Genomic DNA, 20,761 nt, shown 5'->3' with positions numbered 1-20,761 from the left:
ATTCAGGCCGCGTTTTGCAGCGCCCACTGCACGTGCTCTTGCACCAGCGGGTCGGGGTGGTCGGTGCGGCGTTGCAAAGACTGCACCAGGGTCTGGCGCTGCGCTGTAGCCAGTGCTGTGCCCGCCAACGCATTGCCCATGGCCACCGCTACATTGCGCAGCCAGCGGGCGTGGCCGATGCGGCGTATGGGGCTGCCCTCGGTGTGGCGCAGAAAGGTGGCCTCGGTCCAGTCCAGCAGCGTGGCCAGTTGCATCCCGGTCAATCCGTCGCGCGCATCGAAGTCGGGCAAGGCGCTGCGCTGGGCAAACTTGTTCCAGGGGCAGACCAGCTGGCAGTCATCACAGCCATAGATGCGGTTGCCCATCAGGGGACGCAGTTCCAACGGAATCGGCCCGGCATGCTCAATGGTCAGGTAGGAAATGCAGCGCCGCGCATCCAGCCGGTGCGGCGCGATGATGGCCTGCGTGGGGCACACGCTGATGCAGGCGTTGCAGCTGCCGCAGTGCGGCTGCACAGGCGCGCTGTCAGGCAGGGCCATGTCCACATAAATTTCGCCCAGAAAAAACATGGAGCCCGCTTCGCGGTTCAGCAGCAGCGTGTGCTTGCCGCGCCAGCCCTGGCCGCTGCGCGCGGCCAGCTCGGCCTCCAGCACGGGCGCGCTGTCGGTGAATACGCGGTAGCCCAGCGGGCCCATGTGCGTGGCCATGGTGTCGGCCAGCTTTTGCAGGCGGCTGCGCAGCACCTTGTGGTAGTCCCGCCCCCGGGCGTACAGCGACACAATGCCCTCGCCGGGGCGCTGCAGGCGCGCCAGTTCGGTGTCCTGCCAACCTTCTGCCGTGTCGCGCGGCAGGTAGTCCATGCGCGCGGTGATCACGCTCACCGTGCCTGGCACCAACTCGGCCGGGCGGGCACGTTTGAGGCCGTGGTGGGCCATATAGGCCATGTCACCGTGGAATCCTTGCGACAACCAGGCCAATAAACCGGGCTCTGCGGACGACAAATCCACACCGGCCACGCCAATTTGGGAGAATCCAAGTTCCCGGGCCCAGGCCTGGACTTGCACAACCCACGGGTTGCCCTCTTGCCCACTGTCTGATTGAGCGTTGAATTGAGTGCTGTTGATCGTCACCACCCCATTGTAGAAAGCAGCCTGACCCTGGCATGGGCGGACGAATCCGCCACCCACGCGTTTGCCGCCCACTGGGCCGCACAGCCCGCGCTGGCCAACGCCTTCATCGCGCTGCATGGCGACCTGGGCGCGGGCAAGACCACCTTCGTGCGGCACCTGCTGCAGGCACTGGGCGTGACCGGCCGCATCAAGAGCCCCACCTACGCCGTGGTAGAGCCCTACGAGCTGGACCCGCTCAACATCTGGCACTTTGACTTCTACCGCTTCAGCGACCCGCGTGAATGGGAGGAAGCAGGCTTTCGCGACATCTTCGCCAGCCCCGGACTGAAGCTGGCCGAGTGGCCCGAGAAGGCCGCGGGCATGCTGCCCGTGGCCGATGTGGACCTGCACATTCGCACACTGGACGACGCGAGCCGCCTGGTCACCCTCACCCCCCACACCACCACCGGTGAGGCCCTGGTGCAACACCTGCCCAAGGCCGCTGCATGAAGCGCCGGACGCTGTTGCAGGCCGGCAGTGTGGTGCTGACCCTGGGCGCGGCCGAGCTGTCCCGCGGCGCCACCATCATGACCGTGCGGGTCTGGCCCGCGCCCGAGTACTCGCGCGTCACCATCGAGTCCGATGCCTCGCTGGTCACCAAGCAAACCTTTGTACCCAGCCCGCCGCGCCTGGCGGTGGACATTGAGGGCATCACGCTGAACCCCGCCCTCAAGGAGCTGGTGGCCAAGGTGCAGGCCGACGACCCGAACATCGCCGGCATCCGCGTGGGCCAGTTCACGCCCACGGTGGTGCGGCTGGTGGTGGACCTGAAACACGCCATCCGCCCGCAGGTGTTTTCGCTGAGCCCGGTGGCGGCCTACCAGCATCGGCTGGTGCTGGACCTGTACCCGGTGAACGAGGTGGACCCGTTGGAGGCCCTGATTTCTGAGCGCCTGACGGACACCAACAAGGCGGCTGCAGCAGCCAACCCGCCCAAGCCCGCTGCCAGCAACGATCCGCTGGACGCGCTGATCGCCATGCACACGCAGCGCCCTGCTTCCAGCCCCGTGGTGCCGGGTACGGTCACCGCCCAGAATGCTCCTAAAACAGGAGCTGCTCGCGCAGATTCCACGGGGGCTAGCGGCCCAAATGGCACTAAATCACCGGTGGTGACACCAGCCAGCCCCGCAACGCCCACCACCGAGCGGCTGATCATCATTGCGCTGGACCCGGGCCATGGTGGCGAAGACCCGGGCGCCATTGGCCCTGGCGGCACCAAAGAGAAAGACGTGGTACTCAAGCTCGCTCACCTGCTGCGCGAACGCATCAACAACGCCAGCGTCAATGGCAATGCCATGCGCGCCTACCTGACGCGCGACGCCGACTTCTTTGTGCCCCTGGGCACGCGGGTGCAAAAGGCGCGCCGGGTGCAGGCCGACCTGTTTGTGAGCCTGCATGCCGATGCGTTCTTCACGCCCGATCCGCAGGGCGCCAGCGTGTTTGCGCTGAGCCAGGGCGGTGCCTCCAGCAGCGCCGCGCGCTGGATGGCGGCCAAGGAGAACAAGGCGGATTTGATTGGTGGCTTGAACGTGAAAGCCAAGGACGCCACGGTGCAGCGCGCGCTGCTGGACATGAGCACCACCGCGCAGATCAACGACAGCCTGAAGTTGGGCAGCAACCTGCTGGGCGAGATCAAACGCGTAGGCAAGCTGCACAAACCCAAGGTGGAGCAAGCCGCTTTTGCCGTGCTCAAGGCACCCGACATTCCCAGTGTGCTGGTGGAGGCCGCCTTCATCAGCAACCCCAGCGAAGAGGTCAAGCTCAACAGCGAGGACTACCAGAACCAGCTGGCCGATGCGCTGATGCGCGGCATTGAGAGCTACTTCGCCAAGAACCCACCCCTGGCCCGCAACCGCACGACCAGCTAACCCTCCAGCCTGCACCTCCGGTACCAGCACCAGACCCGAAAAGGCGGCCAAAACACCGCTTAATTCGGCGATTACAACTAGGTGCTAACCCTAGACTGATTTCCTCAATAACGTTAACGAAGGGGGGTTGTCATGGTTCAGGCAAGCTGCGTTTCAACGCTGGGGGTTCCATCCGAGATTTTGCCGTTCAAGGTCGAAATCGCATCGCGAGCCCAGATGGAGGGCGTGATCCAACTGCGCGCCGCCTCCTATGGCAAGCACCTCCCCGAACTCGGCGCCAAGCTGCGTGAACCCGAAGCCGCCGACTTTGAGCCCGGCTGCGAGGTCTTCGTCGCCACGTCCAAGCTGGATGGCTCCATGCTCGGCACCCTGCGCACCCATGCCAACCAGGCCAAAGCCCTGCCCTTGCAGCATTCGCTGAAATTGCCTGCACGCTTTCACGGCAGCCGCATGGTGGAGACCACCCGCCTGTGTGTGAAGGGCAACCCCCATTCCTCGCTGGTGCGCACCGCCCTGTTCAAGGCCCTGCACAGCTACTGCCTGGCACAAGACGTGGACTGGATGATGGCCACCGGCCGCCGGCCCGTAGACCGCATTTACGACAGCCTGTACTTTTCCGATGTGGGCGACGCGGGGGTGTTCTACCCCATGACCTTCACGGGCGGTGTGCCGCACCGGGTGATGCAACTGGCGCCCCGCGCCGTGCAGCCCCTGTGGCACGCTTCACAGCACAGCCTGCACCGCTTCTTCTTTGAGGCCCAGCACCCCGACATCGACCTGTCCCGGGCCAAGCCACTGGCACAGCCCTGGCACTGCCCAGAGATTGATGCCCCGCAAACCACCACGGAGGACAGCATGCTGCTAACGGGAAGCAAGGCCGAATGGAAGGTCTCCGCCGCCATGGCCCTGTAGGCTCTGACGCAGGGGGTCAGTGCAAGGTGCCCAGGGTGGATTCCGGGAATAGCGACATGGTGGCGTCGGCATTGGCCTGCAGCAGCTTGACGAAGGCAAGGATCTCGGGGTCCTCGATGAAGTCCGCACCGCTTTCAGCGGCCAGGATTTTTTCGGGCATCACCGGTTTGCTGATGCCGTAACCCTGCGCGTAATCGATGCCCGCATCCACCAGTGCGCGGATGGTGGCCAGGTCTTCGGCAAACTCACCCACCGACTTCATGCCCAGGCTGCTCACCAGGCCACCAATGGCCACGATGATGGCCATGCCAGACTGGCTGCGTGCCGCGTCGCGCACCAGGGAACCGTCCAGCTTCAGGGCGTCCACCGACAAGCCCTTGAGGTAGCCGAACGAGGAATACCCGGCACCAAAGTCATCCAGCCCCACCTTGGCACCCATGGCACGCACGCGGTCAATGAAGCGCTGCATGTTGCGCATGTCGGTGATGGCCACGGTCTCGGTGATCTCGATGCAGATCTTCGACAGGGCCTGCGGGTGCTGTTCAAACAGCGCAAACAGCTCGGCCGTGAATGACTCATCGTTGAGCGAGCCACCGGACAGGTTCACGCCCACAAAATGGGTTTGCTGCAGCTGCTGTGCATGGCGCTCCAGCCAGTCAATGGCGGTGGTGACCACCCAGCGGTCGATGATGGCGGTTTTGCCATGGGCCTCGGCGGCTTCGATGATGGTGCCCGCGCCCACCACGCTGCCATCAGGTTTGCGCAGGCGCACCAGCATTTCAAAATTCAGCGAATCAAAGGGTCGGTTCAGCGACAGCTCAGGCTGCATCATGAGGAACAGGCCCTGGGGTGTTTCGCCGCGCTCCAGGCAGTTGATCAGGTCCAGCTCGTCCTGGTGCTGCTGGAAGAAGCGGTCACCCGTCTCCATCACCACCAGGCGCTGGTTGCTGCGCTTCTTGGCCATGCGGCACAGCGTGTCGGCCGCCGACACGATGTCTTTCAGCGGCGACTGGCTGAACTGCGCCGTCTCCACCAGCCCACCTGACACGTCCAGCGAAAAGCTCTGGTTGTCGATCTGAAACGGGGCCGAGCCTATCAGCATGGCAATGCTGTTGCAGCTGGCCTCGCTGTCGGCCATGCTGGCGCGCGAGAACACCACCACAAACTCATCCCCGCCCACGCGGGCCAGCATGTCGTGGCGCTGCAGTACGCTACCCATCCGCTCGGCCACCTGCATGAGCACGTTGTCTCCGGCGGTGTGGCCATACAGGTCGTTGATGAGCTTGAAGCGGTCCAGGTCAAAGTAGGCCAGCGCGGTGGACTGGTAGCCCACCTTGGCCGTTTCCAGGGCCAGGCCGCGCAGGTTCAGGCAACCGGTCAGCGGGTCGTGGCTGGCCAGGTACTCCAGGCGTTCGGTCACCTGTACGCGCTCGGTGATGTCCTGCAACGAGCATTCGATGGTCTTGCCATCCACCGTCGAGGCCTTGATGGCAAACCAGCTGTTGCCGGTGGCACGCGGCAACAGGGCCTGGGTTTGCAGTTCGATGGAGGTGCTGCCTCGCGCGCTGTGCAGGGCCACGATTTGTTGTACCACGTCCGCATCGAACAGCTGCTGCAGTGACAGGGGTCCATCCACCGGAATGCGCCGAACCATGGAATGGAAGGCCGGGTTGGCCTTCATGATCTGCGCGCCCACGCCAATGGTGAACAGGCCCACGGGCGAGTCCTGGTAAGCCGCCTCCAGCAACTTTTGCGCACGCTGGTTTTGCAGGCGGTGTGAGCGCATGTGCTCGGCCACCGCGGCAGACGCCAGCAGCGCCGAGGCGATGGCGGCCGTCACGCTGTTGAGCCCCGCCAGCAGCAGGCGCTGGCCGGTGGCAGCAGCCACCACTTCGTTCATGCTGGCCACCAGCGTGACGATGATGGAAGCTGCATACCAGGCCGCCACGCGGGAATGCGTGTGGCGCAGGATTTTGGCCAGATAGACAATCATCAAAATCACCACCGAAGCGGTGGCGACCCAGAGAATCGGCAAGGTGCGCTCGTACGACAGGAACGGGCATGCCACGATCACCGCCACCGCGCTGAGCTGGTGCAGCCTCAACAGCCAGCCGGCCTTGACGTCCTGCAACTCGGCTTTGAACAGCGCGCTGAACAGGCCAATGGTCATGGCGTAGTACATGCACAAGGTCCATTGCCGCATGGGCGTGAACCAGGCGGGGTCAAGCGCCCCGCCAAAGAGCTCCACGTCGGTGCCCGCCGACAGGCCCGCCATGCGCATATTCAGCAGCAACCAGCCCACAAAGGTCCAGTACAGGGCGCTGCGGTTCACTACGGCGGTGAGCAGCATGAAGATCGCCAGCACGCCAATGCCGGCCTCGAGCATCACGCCGGTCTTTTGGTGCGACACCTGCGCCTGGTCCAGGGCATGCGGCTCCCAGGCGTCCGCAGAAATCTTGGCAGGCCCCCGGTAGGCCGCCCGGCACAGCAGGTCCCACGCAGCGGCTGCCTCTTGGGGCTGCAACGAGAACCCCGCCCGGCTGCGCTGCATGCCACCAGAGACCGCAAAGCGGTTGGCATCGCCCAGCGACAGGCCGGTTTGCAGGTCCCAGCAGCTCAGCGCGGTGGCGTGGCGGGAGGGGAAATCAATTTCCCACGGGTGGTCGACGGGGGCTTGCGGCACATGCACCGAAAACCAGAAGCTGTTGGTGGAGAGGCGGGTTTCGGCAGAGGCAACGGTGGGGGCGGCCTGCAGATGGTGGCGAACACCGTCCAGGGCCGCCACATCCACGGGCTCGGACTCCTCCCACACCTGAATAGGTAGAGGAACGCCTCTTGCGATGTCTGTATGCCCCAATTGCCACAGCAGTGCCAAGCCGGCTAGCATGACCAGCACGGCCGGAAACACCAACGTGGTTAATCGGTTCAGCAGGGTTTCAACGACTTTTCCCGCCATGCCTTTGTTCTATGTTTGTGGAAGTAGCGTGCGAAGGCACGCCTCTTCTACTATGCCATGAGAACGGAGCTCAACTTGCGGTCTTGAAGCGGGACTTGAGCGCGCCAGCGCAGATGATCAGGCCGGGAATGAGGATCATGGCCCAGATGATTTTGTCCAGATGGGCCTTGACCCAAGGGAAATTGCCAAAGAAGTAGCCGATGGTGACAATGCCGCCCACCCACAAGGCACCGCCCACCACGTCGAACAAAGTGAACTTGGAGCGTGTCATCTGCGCCACACCGGCCACAAAGGGCGCAAAGGTGCGCAGAAACGGCATGAAGCGCGCGGCAATGATGGTGACGCCGCCGTATTTCTCGTAAAACGCGTGGGCCTGGTTGAAGGCCTGCTTGTTGAAGAAGCGCGAGTCTTCCCACTGGAACACCTTGGGGCCGATAAAGCGGCCGATGGCGTAGTTGCTCTGGTTGCCCAATATCGCCGCGGCCAGCAGCAGGCTGACCGACATGGTGTAGTCCATCAGGCCCACGCCGCACATGGCGCCCACCACGAACAGCAATGAATCGCCTGGCAAAAATGGCATGACCACCACACCGGTCTCGACAAAGATGATGGCAAAGAGCAGCGCGTAGACCCACAGGCCGTAGTTCTGGACAAACACCTCCAGGTATTTGTCTACATGCAGGACGAAGTCGAGAAGCGAAGCGATGAGTTCCATGGGCGTGAATTATCCCTGCCCGCCACGGCGCCACCGTGACACCCCAAGAAACGTGGGGCTTACTGCCAGTTCAGGCGAAGACGTTGAGCTTGGCGACCGCTTGCTTGAAACCGCCAAAACCGCCAAAGCGGCTGGTGGGCAGTGTTGCGGCGCTGCCGCCGGAGGTGGGTGCGCTCCCCAGGCCCGCCTTGCTCATGTCAAAGTCGCGCAGGGTGTTGACTGCCGAGGCCACAAATTGTTCGGCCGGGGTCTGGTCCACCGCTGCGCTGGCACGGCCGGCGAACACGCCGTCGCGCGTGTAAATGCCGCTGGCCGCTGCCTTTTGGCCGCTGCCCAGCTCCAGGGTTACCCCGGCAGGTGCTGCCGTGGTCTCGGGTGCAGGACTGGGCTCCACCACCGCAGCCACGGTTTTGCGCGTCGGCATGGTACCTGCGCCTGGGGTTGGTGCGCGCGTGCCGCCCGTATCCGGCTGCTGAAGTGCGTCAGACGGGGCTGCCGCGGCGCCGGGTGTGCCAGGCGTGGCGGGAGGAAAAATAAGGTTCAGGCGGTTGATTTGCATGGCGGGCCCCACAAGGGATGTGCGTTCCCACAGTGTCGCCATGGCCGCGGCCGCCCAGCCGCAAAATAAAGCCCGAAAAGCGCCGTTTTTCTATCCCTTGGCTTGCGAAGTCACCTGTGCAAAGCGCTGCTGGTAGTGCGGGTTTTCGGTTTTGAAGACACGATCCCACCAGGTGAACCACAGGCCGTAGTTGCCCTGCGCGGTCTCGTGGTGCAGATGGTGGTGGGTGGTGGTGGTGAAGCGCCCGCCCAGCCAGTGGGTGGTAAAGCCGCGCGGCATGGTCTCCACCGCCGCATGGCCGTGGGCGTTGCGCGTGATCTGGTGCACCGCAAAGGCCAGCAACACGCCCACATGCAGCGGCACCACCAGCAGGGCCAGCGGTGTCACCAGCGCATTCACCAGCGCCTCCAGCGGGTGAAAGGCATAGGCCGCCCAGGGGCTTGGGTGGCGCGAACGGTGGTGCAGGCCATGCACATGGCGGAACAGCCAGCGCGTGTGCAGCAGCCGGTGTGTCACGTAAAAGTAAAAGTCGTGCCACAGCAGCATGGCCGGAAAGCTCAGCAGCAGCCACCAGATGCCATATTCGGTGGGCCGGAAATACACCGTCACCCGGTTGCTCACCACGGCCGCAGTGATGGCCATGGCCAGCGCGGAAAAAATCAGCAGCGTGGAGACGGAATAGCGCATTTCGCGCCGGATGTCTTTTCGCGCGGGCCATTGGGCAATCAGGCGGTGTGACAGCCGCTTGCGCAGCAGCACGTGCAACAGCAACCACACGCCCAGCGCGGCGGTCAGATAGAACGTGCCTTCGTGGATCAGGGCCTGGCCATACACGTGGGCCAACCAGGCCACGGCCTCGGGGTTCTGCCAATGGCTGAAATCAGGAAGCATGCCGCGCCTTTGAAGTCACCACAACGCTGTGGCCGGCGCATGCTAACGCACTTCGCCCCCTAAAATGAGGCGGTGAACGCTTCGTTACCTTCTTCTATCGCAGCCGCGGCCCGCCGCCCTATCCGCGAACTCCCCGACGAACTCATCAGCCAGATTGCGGCCGGTGAAGTGGTGGAGCGCCCCGCCAGCGTGGTCCGCGAGCTGGTGGACAACGCGCTGGACGCCGGCGCCACGCAAGTGACGTTGCGGCTGCTGGCCGGCGGCGTGCGCCTGATCAGCGTGGAGGACGACGGCCAGGGCATCCTGCGCGACGAGCTGCCCATCGCCTTCAAGCGCCACGCCACCAGCAAGATCGGCAGCCTGCACGACCTGGAGAGCGTAGCCACCATGGGCTTTCGCGGCGAGGCGCTGGCCGCTATCAATTCCATAGCTGATTGCGCAATCTTGTCGCGGGCTAGCGGCATCAACGATGCCTATCTGCTGGACGGACGCACCGGCGAACTCAAACCCGTGGCGCGCAGCCAGGGCACCACGGTGGAAGTGAAAGAGCTGTTCTACAGCACCCCCGCCCGCCGCAAATTTCTCAAGACCGACGCCACCGAGCTGGCCCACTGCATTGAAGCCGTGCGCCGCCACGCGCTGGCCCGCCCCGACGTGGGCTTTGCCATCTGGCACGAAGGCAAACTGGTGGAGCAGTGGCGCAAATGTGAACACACCGACCCGCTGGCCGCGCTGGACCAGCGCCTCAGCGACGTGCTGGGCCTCGAGTTTCTGGCGCAAAGCGTGCGCGTGGACTGGCACAGCAAGCAGGCCAACGAATACGGCCAACCCGCGCTGCGCGTCTGGGGCCGCGCCGGCGTGCCCGACGCCGCCCGCTCTCGCGCCGACCAGCAGTTCTGCTACGTCAACGGCCGCTTTGTGCGCGACAAGGTGCTGACCCACGCGGCCCGCAGCGCATACGAGGACGTGCTGCACGGCCACCGCCAGCCGGTCTATGCGCTGTACGTGGCCATGGACCCGACGCGCGTGGACGTGAACGTGCACCCCACCAAGATCGAAGTGCGCTTTCGCGACAGCCGCGAAGTGCACCAAGCCGTGCGCCACGCCGTGGAAGACACCCTTGCCGCACCACGCGCCGCTGCCGCAGCAGGTGCCGTGGATGGCCAAGCCCAAGCCCCCTCGTTGCTGGCCCAGCCCGGTACTTATGTATCAAAAGCGCCTGTAGCCCCCATGTACAGTGCACAACCAGCTATCAAATTTGAAGCAGATGCCGGTTTGATCGGCCATCGCGTCAGCGACGTAGGCGCCCTATGGCAGCGCAACCCCGCCACCCAAGGAGGCTGGGCGGCAGAGGGCTTTGCGCAGGTCAAGGAGGAGCCCGCACAGCGGGCGGGGGACACGGAGCAAAGCCCTCTGCCACCCAGCCGCCTAGCCAGCGAAGAAGCATGGCCGCTCGGCCGCGCGATTGCACAGTTGCAAGGCGTCTACATCCTGGCCGAAAACAACCAGGGCCTGGTCATCGTGGACATGCACGCCGCGCACGAACGCATCGTCTACGAACGGCTCAAAACGCAGATCAGCCTCACCGCCCCCGACGGCTCGGTCCACCCGCTGGCCAGTCAGCCCCTGCTCATTCCCGCCACCTTTGCCGCCACGCCCGATGAAGTGGCCACGGCCGAAGCGCACGTGGCCACGCTCAACACCCTGGGCCTGGAGATCAGCCCCTTCTCGCCCAAGACCCTGGCCGTGCGCGCCGTGCCCACCACGCTGGCACAGGGCGACGCGGTGGAACTGGCGCGCAGCGTGCTGGCCGAGCTGGCGCAACACGACGCCAGCACCGTCATCCAGCGCGCGCAAAACGAAATCCTGGGCACCATGGCCTGCCACAGCGCCGTGCGTGCCAACCGCAAACTCACCCTCGAAGAAATGAATGCCCTGCTGCGCGACATGGAAGCCACCGAGCGCAGCGACCAATGCAACCACGGCCGCCCCACCTGGCGCCAGCTCAGCATCCGCGAGCTGGACACGCTGTTTCTGCGGGGCCGCTAGTGCACGCCCTGCCGAGCTTGAGCGCAGAGGCCAGCGCGGCCCAGGGTGCTTTGTTTGCGCTGGCCGATACTGGCAAGGCCACCACCGCAGCGCGCTACTTCCAAAGCGCTCCGGGCCAATACGGCGAAGGCGATGTGTTCCTCGGCATCCGCGTGCCCGTGATCCGCGAAACTGCACGCCAGTTCAACACCCTCACGCTGGACGACTGCGCCGCCCTGCTGCAGTCGCCCTACAACGAGGTGCGCGTGTTCGCGCTGGACATCCTCACGCGCCGCTTTACCAAGGGCAAGGAAGCGGTGCAGGCCGCGGTGTTTGACTGCGTGCTGCAGCAGCGCCACCGCATCAACAACTGGAACCTGGTGGACGGAGTAGGGCCTTACATTAGCGGCCCGTATCTGCTGAAGCGCGACCGCAGTGTGCTGTGGCAGTGGGCCCAATCCCCCGTGCTGTGGGAGCGGCGTCTGGCCGTGCTCAGCACCTTTGCCTTCATCCGCGCGGGGGACTTTGACGATGCGCTGAAGCTCTATGCCCAGCTGCTGACCGACCCGCACGACCTCATGCACAAGGCCTGCGGCTGGATGCTGCGCGAGCTGGGCAAGCGCGACGAAGCGCGGCTGCTGGCGTTTCTGCAAACCCACTACGCCGCCCTGCCCCGCACTACGCTGCGCTATGCGATTGAAAAGTTCACGCCGGCGCAGCGGGCGGCGATGTTGAAAGGCGACTTCGCGGGGCTGTGACAGGCCCGCTCAGTACTTCAGCGCCGTACTCTTGCCCCAGAACACCCGGTAGGCATACACCGTATAGCCAATGATGACCGGCAACACCACCACCACACCGTAAAAGATGACCTGCAGCGCCTCCGGTGCGCTGGCTGCATTCCATACGGTGAGCTTGTCCACCACCAGCCAGGGGAACAGGCTGTAGGCCAGGCCATAGAAGGCCAGCAAGAAGATGCCTACGGTACTGGCAAAGGGTACGGCCGCGCCGTACTGGTTGTTTTGCGCCAAGCGCGTGGGCAGGCGCTTCAGGCTGCGCGCGATGACCACAAACAGTGCCACCGTCATGGCGGGAATCGGCAGCAGCATCACCACATTCGGGAAGCTGAACCACTTGTCAAAAATGCGCTGACTGACCCACGGCGTGGCCAGCGAGATGGCCGCCACCCCTGCGGCGGTGAGCCACAGGCTGCGCTGGGCCCAGTGCACGGCCTTGAGCTGCAACACACCTTCGGTCTTCATGATGAGCCAGCCCGCGCCCAGCAGGCAGTAGGCAGCCACCAGGCACAAACCAATCAGCGCATTGAACAGCTGGCTGCCCCAGTCCGTGGCAAAACCGGTGACCAGGCCACCGAGCATGAAGCCCTGTGACCAACCTGCCAAGAGCGAGCCGACGTAGAACGCGCGGTCCCACAGCGGCTTGTGTTTGTCGCGCGCCTTCACGCGGAAGTCAAACGCAACACCGCGCAGCGTGAGCGCTACCAGCATCAGCGCCACGGGCAGGTACAGCGACCCGAGGATGACACCGTGCGCCATGGGGAAGGCCACCAGCAGCACACCCACGCCCAACACCAGCCAGGTTTCGTTGGCATCCCAAAACGGGCCGATGCTGGCGATCATGGTGTCCTTCTGCGCGACGTCGTCGGCGCGGCGCAGCAGGACGCCCACGCCCAGGTCGTAGCCATCCAGAATCACATAGGCCAGCATGGCCAGCGCCATCACCAGCGCAAACACCAAGGGCAGCCAGCCCGCGGGCTGGGTGAGGTCGGGCATGGTCAAAGCGGTCGTCGTATCAAGCATGGGCCACCTCCGGCAAAACGGGCTCTGGAATGCTGGCCTTGCGCGCCAGATAGAACAGCACACTCACATACGAAGTGAGCAACACGGCGTACAGGCTCAGGTACATCACCAGCGTGAAGGCAATGTTGCTGGCAGGCACTTTGGAGGCAGCTTGCGCGGCCGTCAGCACCCCCTGCACCAGCCAGGGCTGGCGGCCTATCTCGGTCACATACCAGCCGGCAATCAAGGCTACCCAACCGGCAAAGGTCATGGCCACCAACACGCGTGCCAGCCAGGGTTGCAACGCATCCTTGCGCACCTGCCAGCTGCCCAACCAGCTCACGGCCAGCATCAGCAGGCCCACGCCCACCATGATGCGAAAGGCCCAGAACACGGGTGCCACAGGGGGATGCTGGTCGCCAAATTCCTTGATGCCCTTGATCTCGCCATCCCAATCGTGCGTGAGGTACAGCGACGCCAGCTTGGGGATCGCGATCTCGTACTTGTTGGTTTGCGTGGCCTTGTCGGGCATGGCAAACAGCACCGCGGGCGCACCCTTTTGCGTTTCCCAAATACCCTCCATGGCCGCAATCTTGGCGGGCTGGTGGTGCAAGGTGTTCAGGCCATGCTGGTCGCCCACCACGATCTGTAGCGGGATCAGCGCGGCTGCCACAAAAAGGCCAGTGCGCAGCGAGGCCTGCACGGCTTTGCCCTTGTCCCCCTTGAGCCAGCGGTAGGCGCTTAAGCCGGCCAACAAGAACGCGACGGTGAGGCCCGAGGCCAGCAGCATGTGGGTCAAGCGGTAGGGGAACGAGGGGTTGAAGATCACCTCGAGCCAGCTCGTCACATGCGCCTTGCCGTCGATCATCTCGAAGCCGGCGGGCGTGTGCATCCAAGAGTTCAGCGCCAGAATCCAGAAGGCCGACATGGTGGTGCCAAAGGCCACCAGAAAGGTGGCCGTGGTGTGCACCCGTTCGCTGACGCGTCCGCGGCCAAACAGCATGATGCCCAGCATGGTGGCTTCCAGGAAGAAGGCCGTCAGCACTTCATAGGCCAGCAGCGGCCCGGCCACATTGCCCACGGTGTTCATGAAGCCCGGCCAGTTGGTACCAAACTGGAAACTCATGGTGATGCCGCTGACCACGCCCAGCGCAAAGGTCAACGCAAACACCTTGACCCAGAACTGGTAGGCGTCCATCCAATGCTGCTGCGCTGTGGCGATAAAGCGCGTCTTGAAAAACAGCAGCACCCAACCCATGGCAATGCTGATGGTGGGGAACAGGATGTGGAAGGTCATGTTGGCCGCAAACTGAATGCGGGCCAGGACGACGGGGTCAAAGCTGTCCATGGTCGGTTCCCTCGGTGGTGGGTTTGGCGGGGGTGAACACGCTCTTCACCCGGTCTTTCATCTCCAGCAGCTTTTGCACCTTGGCGCCCATCTGCATCAGGCTGACCAGCGTGGCGGAATCCATCTTCTGCACATCGTCCAGCCAGTCGGTCATCAGCTCGATGAAGGCATGCATTTGCTTCATGCGTTCCTGCGCGTGGATATCTTCCGCCACACTGGGCTGCTCCATTAGTGCGTCGCGCAACATGGAGAGCGTCGGGTCTATCTCCCGCTTACGCCGTTCGTTGGCCAGCGTGCGGAAGATGGCCCACACGTCCTCGGGCGCCTGAAAATACTCGCGCCGGTCGTTGGGCTGGTGAATCAGCCGTACCAGGTTCCACGACTGCAGCTCCTTGAGCCCCATGCTCACGTTGGACCGGGAAAACGCCAGCGCCTCCCCGATCTCATCCGCATTGAGCGGCTTGGCCGACACATAGAGCAGCGCGTAAATCTGGCCCACCGTGCGGTTGATGCCCCAGCGGCTACCCATTTCGCCAAAGTGCAGCACGAAGCGCTGCGTGAGCGGAGGAAGGTTCATGTCTTGGCTTTCCTGAATTTTCAGTATTTTCTGAAATATCAGGAATTAAAGGAAGTCCGGCGTATTAACCTTGACTGGGATCAAGGGGTATTCCCTGCCGCAACCTACCCGCGTTTGTCATCCACCCCACCCACCTCCTTCATGAAGTCGAGCAGGAGGGTGGCTAGCCGGGCCGGCTGCTCCTGTTGGATCCAGTGACCGGCACCGTCGATCAGCTCGATGCCGCGCATCCTTGTCGTCGCCTTGGCCTTCATCACTTCGAGCGCGCCTGGCGACACATAGTTAGCCCAATCACTGTTTCCGCCGATGAAGAGCGAAGGGACATCGATCGTCTTGCCCGAAAAGAGGCGCAACTCAGCGTTGAGGGCTGGGTCGGTAAAGACGCGATAAAGCTGCAATGCGCCTTGAAAACCCGTGCGGCCGTACTCTGCCGTGTACACATCCAGTTCAGGTTCGGTGAGCCATTTGCAGGCCAATACCTCGGCGGCAGACGGTTGGAGTGGCGCTACGCTCTGCGACATGGTTTTGCCCAGTTCCATCACGTAGTAGGTCGGCAGTTGCGCAAGTTCTACAGGGGTTGGCGCCTTCAACGGATGCGGCTTGTTACCCGGCCAATCTGCGCTCTTGGCATAGAAAAATGCCCGAAGAAACGCGTGCAATCCTTGTGGAGGGTGCCACAAGTCATCGTTCGCTTCGCGTGTGCTCAAGTATTGTTGATAGTGCTTTCGCGGCGGGTCCAGCGCCGCCAGTGCAGCCGCCAGCATTTGATTCCCGTTGTTCGGTGGGATTGACGGTGCATTGGTGTCTGCCGTGTTGAACGGCAATGCTGGTGCGCCAGGAAACGGGGCACTCATCAGCACCACCGAGGGAAATACGTCAGGTCGGGCCAGCGCGCAATACGCCGCCACTGGCGAGCCGAAGTCATGCCCGACAAGCATTGCCGTACGCCGATATCCCAATGCCGACACCAATCCGAGGGCGTCTCTCGTCAGGTTCAAGAAACTGAAGGTCCCTAGCTGAGCGTCATAGCTGCTATCCCAGCCGGTGGTGCGACCAAACCCCCGCTGGTCGGGCGCCACAACGTGGTACCCGGCGTCAGCCAGCAGGGGCATTAGGTGTCGCCAGCCGTACGCCAAGTCCGGAAAGCCGTGCAGAAGCAGCGCGAGTGGTCGCCTTGGGCTTTCGTAACCGGCTTCGAGAATATGGACATCGAGGCCGTTGACCCCTTGGACCATGCGCGAGCGGACCCCTTTGGGGAGCGATAGCTCGTTATAGGTTGATGTGGTCAAAACAGTTTCTCCTTTGGGGTTTGCGTGGGCAGTTTGGAATGACGCGGCTACGAGACTGGCGGCGCCCAGGCTTAAGACGGCTCGTCGGGACGCCGAGGGGTTGAGATTCAATGGGTGATTCATGATTTCTTGGCTTAGGACTTGGTGGAGGGGGATCAACAGGTTTATATGGTTATCACCATAGTATGTCGATCACCATACAAAAGCAAGCACTTTGTGTTAAGTTCACCGCATGCCACGTACAACTGACGCCCGCGCTAACGCGATTGCCACAGCCGAACGGCTGTTTCGCATCCAGGGATATACAGCGACCGGATTGATCCAGATCCTGAAAGAGAGCGGTGCGCCCAAAGGATCGTTCTACTTTCACTTTCCACGTGGCAAGGCACAGCTCGCCGAAGAAGCCATCGACCAATACGTTGCCAAAAGGATTGCTGTGTTGCGCGCAATCTCGTCGAATACGGCGGGCGACGCGCAGAACTTCGTTCAACAGATATTCAGCGCGTTTGCGGCCGAAATGGTCGCCTCTGATTTTCAGTACGGGTGTCTGATGCAAAACCTGGCGAATGAGCTACCCGCACTGGACGCCGAGTTAACCAAACGGGTTGCGCGCGGATTTATAGATTCGACCGCGATTGTTGCGGAGCATTTCAGAGGGTGCGGTTTTGCCCCTGCGCGCGCATCCTCGACCGCAGCTGCGTTGGTGGCCGCTGTCGAAGGAGCGCGAACAATTGCCCGCCTGGAACGCACGCCGGCCATATTCGAAGCGCTGGCGGAAGTTAGTGCCCAGCGGTGGGCCGCTCCCGAGGGGTGATCAACCGCCATCCCCGCAGCGACTTAAGCAAGCGCTACGGCGACAAAACGTCCCTACCCCACCACCCCAGCCACCGCCAACACCGACGCCTCAAACGCCGCCACATCCATGGGCCGACCAAACAAATAGCCTTGGTACGCAAAGCAGCCCTGGGTTGCCAGAAATTCGCGTTGGGCTACGGTCTCTACGCCCTCGGCGATCACGTTCAGGTTCAGGCTATCGGCCAACGCGATGACCATCTTGGCGATGGCGGCGTCGTTGCTGTCCACCAGGATGTCGCGCACAAAGCCTTGGTCGATCTTGAGTTGGTCCAACGGCAGCAGCTTCAGGAACGACAGCGAGGAATAGCCAGTGCCGAAGTCGTCCATCGAGAAGCCGATGCCGCGCGCCTTCAGCGCGCGCATCTTGGCAATGGTGTTGTCCACATCCGAGACCAGCACACTCTCGGTCAGCTCCAGCTTCAAGCGCTTGGGGTCGGCGCCGGTGGAGGCCAGCACCGCCAGCACCACGTCCACAAAGTCGGCACGCATGAGCTGGCGGGCGCTGATGTTGACGGACACCGTGAGCTGTTGCAGGCGGGGATGGTGCGCCCAGGCCGCAATCTGTTGGCACGCGGTCTCCAAAATCCAACGCCCCAAGGGCACGATGAGGCCGCTGTCTTCGGCCAGCGGGATGAACTCGGCCGGCGACACCATGCCGCGCTGCGGGTGCTGCCAGCGCACCAGTACTTCGGTGCCGGTGATATGGGCCTGCGCATCCACCTGCGCCTGGTAGTGCAGCACAAACTGCGTGTGCGCCACGGCCTCATGCAACGCGGCCTCCAGGCTGGCGCGGTGGGATACCGCGGTTTGCATGTGCGCATCAAAAAACCGCAGTGTGTTGCGCCCTGCGGCCTTGGCCTGGTACATGGCCAGGTCGGCGCGCTTGAGCAGTTCGTCCAGCGGCTCGTGCTTGTCACCAAACAGGGTGATGCCGATGCTGGGCGTGCTGCGATAGCTGGTGTCGGTCAACACGTAGGACTGGTTCAGCACCTCCAGCACTTTCTCTGCCACCTGTTCCGCCTGGGTCACGGCGGCATAGCCGTCGTCGCTCAGGTCTTGCAACATGACCACAAATTCATCCCCGCCCAGGCGCGCCACGGTGTCGCCCTCGCGCACACAGGTCAGCAGGCGCTGAGCGACCTGCTTGAGCAGCTGGTCGCCCTTGTCATGGCCCAGCGTGTCGTTCAGGTCCTTGAAGTTGTCCAGGTCCAAAAACAGCAGCGCGCCCTTGCGCTTGTGGCGCGTGCTGTGGGTCAGCGCCCGGCCCAGGCGGTCCATCAGCAGGCGCCGGTTGGGCAGGCCGGTGAGCGGGTCGTAAAACGCCAGGTTGCGGATCTCGTCTTCGGCGGCCTTGCGGTCGGTGATGTCCATCATGGTGACCACGTAATGGGTGACCGCGCCCTGGCCATCGCGCAGCGCCGTGAGGATGAGCCAGACTGGGAACACCACGCCGTCCTTGCGGCGGTCCCACACCTCGCCCTGCCAGCTGCCTTCGGTCTCCAGGCTGGTGGTCATGGCCGCGTAAAAGGAGTCGTCCTGCCGGTTCGAACCCAGCAGGGTTTGGGGGAGTTGGCCCAACGCTTCGGCAGGGCTGTAGCCCGTCAACTGGGTGAAGGCGCGGTTGACCTTGAGAATGACCCAGTTGGCATCGGTCACAAAAATGCCCTCTTGCGACTCAAATGCCGCCGCTGCAATGCGCAGCTCGGTCTCGCGCTGCTTCAGCGTGGCCAGCAAGGCGTTGAAGCCCTGGATCAGATCGCCAATTTCATCGTCCGACTCCACAGGCAAGGCATGCGTGGGCACATCCGCTCGGTTTTGCTGCGCCAGGCAGCTGGACGCCGCCAGCAACGGTGCCAGTTGGCGGCGCAGCAGCAGCCAGGTCAGCACCCCTGCCGCCGCGGACAGCAGCAGCGTGGCTAACACCATGCGCAAGCGCACCGCGTTCACCAGCGCAAACGCCTCTTGGGCGGGCAGGCTGACCACCACATACCAGTCCACCGCACGCAGGCCGTTGGCCGAAATCAGCACACTCTCGCCCAGGCCGTTTACCGTCAGCCCCCCACCCTCGCCACCCGCAATGAAATGGTCGATCAAAGGGCTGATGCCCGGCTGGGCGGCGGGCGTCATGACGCGCGACTTGTCGGTGGCCATCACTACCATGCGGCTTTGCCGTGAGACCAGCAGATAACCCCCGGTCTCGCCGTAGCGGTTCTTCATGATCTGGTCCAGAAAGCTGGACTGCCCCAGATTGATCACCCCCACCAACACGCCCAGCACCGCTCCTTTGGCATTGCGGATGGCCATGGCCATGCCGATGACAGGTGCATTGAGCTGCCGACCAATCATCGGCTCCGCCACCACGGGCCGGGCAGATCGCAGGGCCCGCTGAAAGTACTCGCGGTCCTGGTACGACACGCCCACGCGCTGGGCCGAGACGGGTAGCGATGCCAACGTCATGCCGCGTGCATTGGTGATGAAAGTGCCACCGTTGAATTGGCTCTGAAACACCGGATGCTGCACCAGGAAGCGCTGCAGGGAGACCGTATCGTTCAGCCGCCCCTCCCCCAGCTCTGTGGCGACCAGTTCCAGCGAATGTTTGCGTTCTTCGATCTGGTCGTTGATTTCGTTGGAGACCAGCCGCGCGATGGACGACTGCTGGTCCATGGCCTGCTGCTGCAGGCTGTCGCGCATCACTTGGCTGACATAAAACGACAGCGCCCACAGGCTGACCAAAAAGCAGGCCAGCGTAGACAGCGTGACCCGCGTACGCACCGAGCGCCACACAGGGAGTACTGCTTTCAAGCCGACCATGGTCCTCCCAAACATTCATTCGCCTTACACCACAATCTAACCGAGAACCGACAATTCACCCTTCATGAAAACCAAATACTTTGCGCAGCTGGTTGCGCTATCGGCCCTGTGGGGCGCCTCCTTCCTCTTCATCCGCATCGCCAGCCCCGTGTTTGGCCCCAATGTGTTGGCGCTCCTGCGGGTGGGCTTGGCCACGGTCACCCTGGCACTCCTCATGCGGGCCATGCGTCAGCCCTGGCCGCTGCAGCAGTGGCGCACGCTGGCGGTGATCGGCGCGCTGTCCGTGGCGGCGCCTTTTCTGTTGTTTGCCTGGGCCGGACTGCAGTTGCCCGCGGGCTACAGCGCCTTGCTCAACTCCACCGCGGTAATTTTCGGCATGTTCGCCTCGGCCCGCATGAAGGAAGACACCATCACCGTGCGCAAGGTATTGGGCTGTGTATCTGGCTTTGCCGGGGTCGCGCTGATCGTGAGCCTGGGGCCGGTGGAGCCCTCGCCCAAAGTGATGCTGGCGGTGCTGGCCTGTGTGGTGGCCTCGGCGTGCTACGGCATTTCTGCTCCCATCACCAAACGTGCTGTGGGCCAACTGCAGCCACTGCAGATTGCGGCCAGCATCCATGTGCTGTCACTGCTGATGCTTTTGCCCGGCGCGGCCTGGAGCTTTCCGCAAGCCCGCTTCAGCATGCCAGCCCTGCTGGCCGTGACCGTGATGGGCGTGGTCACCTCGGGCCTGGCGTACTGGGGGCACCTGCGCATCCTGCGCCATGTCACGCCCGTGGCCGCCATGAGCCCCATCTTCATGATTCCGGTGTTTGGCGTGCTGTGGGGCCACCTGTTTTTGGGCGAACAGCTGGGGGCAGGCATTTACGCAGGCGGTGCGCTGGTGTTGTTGGCCAGCGCACTCATCACGGGCTTCAACCCCTGGCAGCGCTGGCTGGATTTGATCGACGCCAAGCCCTGAGCGGGTAGCAGGTGCACTCGTAGAATGGC

General features: G+C 63.4%; 17 protein-coding genes. 7 read left to right on the top strand and 10 right to left on the bottom strand.

Features of this window, described 5'->3' with window-relative positions; all coding sequences use genetic code 11:
* Positions 1–2 precede the first annotated feature (2 nt).
* Positions 3–1,016, bottom strand: coding sequence for a tRNA epoxyqueuosine(34) reductase QueG (queG, locus tag AC097R_RS09025; RefSeq protein ID WP_479598114.1), 1,014 nt, complete (start codon positions 1,014–1,016; stop codon positions 3–5).
* A gap of 93 nt (positions 1,017–1,109) precedes the next feature.
* On the opposite strand from queG, the gene tsaE reads away from it, so the two are divergent.
* The 3 genes from tsaE (at position 1,110) to AC097R_RS09010 (ending at position 3,949) form a co-directional block, all read left to right on the top strand.
* Positions 1,110–1,619, top strand: coding sequence for a tRNA (adenosine(37)-N6)-threonylcarbamoyltransferase complex ATPase subunit type 1 TsaE (gene tsaE / locus AC097R_RS09020; RefSeq protein WP_479597742.1), 510 nt, complete (start codon positions 1,110–1,112; stop codon positions 1,617–1,619).
* Positions 1,616–3,037, top strand: coding sequence for an N-acetylmuramoyl-L-alanine amidase (locus AC097R_RS09015; RefSeq protein ID WP_479597741.1), 1,422 nt, complete (start codon positions 1,616–1,618; stop codon positions 3,035–3,037). The genes tsaE and AC097R_RS09015 overlap by 4 nt, the downstream gene beginning before the upstream one ends.
* Before the next feature lie 132 nt (positions 3,038–3,169).
* Complete coding sequence (locus AC097R_RS09010) at positions 3,170–3,949, top strand: N-acyl amino acid synthase FeeM domain-containing protein (protein WP_479597740.1); 780 nt, start codon at positions 3,170–3,172, stop codon at positions 3,947–3,949.
* 16 nt (positions 3,950–3,965) lie between these two features.
* On the opposite strand, the gene AC097R_RS09005 is transcribed toward AC097R_RS09010, so the two are convergent.
* The 4 genes from AC097R_RS09005 to AC097R_RS08990 form a co-directional block, all read right to left on the bottom strand.
* Positions 3,966–6,905 carry a putative bifunctional diguanylate cyclase/phosphodiesterase gene (locus AC097R_RS09005; RefSeq protein WP_479597739.1) on the bottom strand — a complete coding sequence of 980 codons (2,940 nt, stop codon included), beginning with the start codon at positions 6,903–6,905 and terminating at the stop codon, positions 3,966–3,968.
* Positions 6,906–6,975: 70 nt separating this feature from the next.
* The gene (locus tag AC097R_RS09000; protein WP_479597738.1) at positions 6,976–7,620 is read right to left on the bottom strand and encodes a VTT domain-containing protein; all 645 of its coding nucleotides are present in this window, start codon (positions 7,618–7,620) and stop codon (positions 6,976–6,978) included.
* A 70-nt stretch (positions 7,621–7,690) separates the two neighbouring features.
* The gene (locus AC097R_RS08995) at positions 7,691–8,179 is read right to left on the bottom strand and encodes a hypothetical protein (protein WP_479597737.1); all 489 of its coding nucleotides are present in this window, start codon (positions 8,177–8,179) and stop codon (positions 7,691–7,693) included.
* 90 nt (positions 8,180–8,269) lie between these two features.
* On the bottom strand, positions 8,270–9,070 hold the full coding sequence (locus tag AC097R_RS08990) for a sterol desaturase family protein (RefSeq protein ID WP_479597736.1): 801 nt from the start codon (positions 9,068–9,070) through the stop codon (positions 8,270–8,272).
* 72 nt (positions 9,071–9,142) lie between these two features.
* On the opposite strand from AC097R_RS08990, the gene mutL reads away from it, so the two are divergent.
* Together mutL and AC097R_RS08980 are read left to right on the top strand one after the other, a co-directional pair.
* The gene (mutL, locus tag AC097R_RS08985; protein ID WP_479597735.1) at positions 9,143–11,119 is read left to right on the top strand and encodes a DNA mismatch repair endonuclease MutL; all 1,977 of its coding nucleotides are present in this window, start codon (positions 9,143–9,145) and stop codon (positions 11,117–11,119) included.
* 17 nt (positions 11,120–11,136) lie between these two features.
* The gene (locus tag AC097R_RS08980; protein WP_479597734.1) at positions 11,137–11,856 is read left to right on the top strand and encodes a DNA alkylation repair protein; all 720 of its coding nucleotides are present in this window, start codon (positions 11,137–11,139) and stop codon (positions 11,854–11,856) included.
* 9 nt (positions 11,857–11,865) lie between these two features.
* Here the strand turns inward: AC097R_RS08980 and AC097R_RS08975 are convergent, their stop codons facing one another.
* The 4 genes from AC097R_RS08975 to AC097R_RS08960 form a co-directional block, all read right to left on the bottom strand.
* Positions 11,866–12,915 carry a cytochrome d ubiquinol oxidase subunit II gene (locus AC097R_RS08975; protein WP_479597733.1) on the bottom strand — a complete coding sequence of 350 codons (1,050 nt, stop codon included), beginning with the start codon at positions 12,913–12,915 and terminating at the stop codon, positions 11,866–11,868.
* The gene (locus tag AC097R_RS08970; RefSeq protein WP_479597732.1) at positions 12,908–14,242 is read right to left on the bottom strand and encodes a cytochrome ubiquinol oxidase subunit I; all 1,335 of its coding nucleotides are present in this window, start codon (positions 14,240–14,242) and stop codon (positions 12,908–12,910) included. The genes AC097R_RS08975 and AC097R_RS08970 overlap by 8 nt, the downstream gene beginning before the upstream one ends.
* Positions 14,229–14,819, bottom strand: coding sequence for a GbsR/MarR family transcriptional regulator (locus tag AC097R_RS08965; RefSeq protein WP_479597731.1), 591 nt, complete (start codon positions 14,817–14,819; stop codon positions 14,229–14,231). Before AC097R_RS08965 ends, AC097R_RS08970 begins: the two co-directional genes overlap by 14 nt.
* 104 nt (positions 14,820–14,923) lie before the next feature.
* Positions 14,924–16,054 (bottom strand): alpha/beta fold hydrolase, encoded by a 1,131-nt coding sequence (locus tag AC097R_RS08960; RefSeq protein ID WP_479598113.1) that lies wholly within the window; start codon positions 16,052–16,054, stop codon positions 14,924–14,926.
* Between the two features lie 286 nt (positions 16,055–16,340).
* Between AC097R_RS08960 and AC097R_RS08955 the strand changes: the two genes are divergently transcribed.
* Complete coding sequence (locus AC097R_RS08955; protein ID WP_479597730.1) at positions 16,341–16,922, top strand: TetR/AcrR family transcriptional regulator; 582 nt, start codon at positions 16,341–16,343, stop codon at positions 16,920–16,922.
* Positions 16,923–16,975: 53 nt separating this feature from the next.
* On the opposite strand, the gene AC097R_RS08950 is transcribed toward AC097R_RS08955, so the two are convergent.
* Positions 16,976–19,765, bottom strand: a complete 2,790-nt coding sequence (locus AC097R_RS08950) for a bifunctional diguanylate cyclase/phosphodiesterase (RefSeq protein ID WP_479597729.1) — start codon at positions 19,763–19,765, stop codon at positions 16,976–16,978.
* A 73-nt stretch (positions 19,766–19,838) separates the two neighbouring features.
* Here AC097R_RS08950 and AC097R_RS08945 point away from each other — a divergent pair, with 73 nt between their 5' ends.
* A complete protein-coding gene (locus tag AC097R_RS08945; RefSeq protein WP_479597728.1) occupies positions 19,839–20,732 on the top strand; it encodes a DMT family transporter in 894 nt (297 codons plus the stop codon).
* Positions 20,733–20,761: the final 29 nt, after the last annotated feature.

It is taken from the genome of Rhodoferax sp. ZS1R25 (genome assembly GCF_056521335.1).
Note: the sequence above shows the minus strand (reverse complement) of the source record. Positions and strands in the feature narration are given on the sequence as shown.

What these genes read in the sequence shown, in the direction of transcription:
- AC097R_RS08970 (WP_479597732.1), bottom strand. Translation starts at nt 14,242, where the DNA reads ATGGACAGCTTTGACCCCGTCGTCCTGGCCCGCATTCAGTTTGCGGCC.
- AC097R_RS08965 (WP_479597731.1), bottom strand. Translation starts at nt 14,819, where the DNA reads ATGAACCTTCCTCCGCTCACGCAGCGCTTCGTGCTGCACTTTGGCGAA.
- AC097R_RS08975 (WP_479597733.1), bottom strand. Translation starts at nt 12,915, where the DNA reads ATGCTTGATACGACGACCGCTTTGACCATGCCCGACCTCACCCAGCCC.
- AC097R_RS09015 (WP_479597741.1), top strand. Translation starts at nt 1,616, where the DNA reads ATGAAGCGCCGGACGCTGTTGCAGGCCGGCAGTGTGGTGCTGACCCTG.
- AC097R_RS08960 (WP_479598113.1), bottom strand. Translation starts at nt 16,054, where the DNA reads ATGGTCCAAGGGGTCAACGGCCTCGATGTCCATATTCTCGAAGCCGGT.
- AC097R_RS08990 (WP_479597736.1), bottom strand. Translation starts at nt 9,070, where the DNA reads ATGCTTCCTGATTTCAGCCATTGGCAGAACCCCGAGGCCGTGGCCTGG.
- AC097R_RS09005 (WP_479597739.1), bottom strand. Translation starts at nt 6,905, where the DNA reads ATGGCGGGAAAAGTCGTTGAAACCCTGCTGAACCGATTAACCACGTTG.
- AC097R_RS08955 (WP_479597730.1), top strand. Translation starts at nt 16,341, where the DNA reads ATGCCACGTACAACTGACGCCCGCGCTAACGCGATTGCCACAGCCGAA.
- AC097R_RS09010 (WP_479597740.1), top strand. Translation starts at nt 3,170, where the DNA reads ATGGTTCAGGCAAGCTGCGTTTCAACGCTGGGGGTTCCATCCGAGATT.
- AC097R_RS08945 (WP_479597728.1), top strand. Translation starts at nt 19,839, where the DNA reads ATGAAAACCAAATACTTTGCGCAGCTGGTTGCGCTATCGGCCCTGTGG.
- AC097R_RS09000 (WP_479597738.1), bottom strand. Translation starts at nt 7,620, where the DNA reads ATGGAACTCATCGCTTCGCTTCTCGACTTCGTCCTGCATGTAGACAAA.
- AC097R_RS08995 (WP_479597737.1), bottom strand. Translation starts at nt 8,179, where the DNA reads ATGCAAATCAACCGCCTGAACCTTATTTTTCCTCCCGCCACGCCTGGC.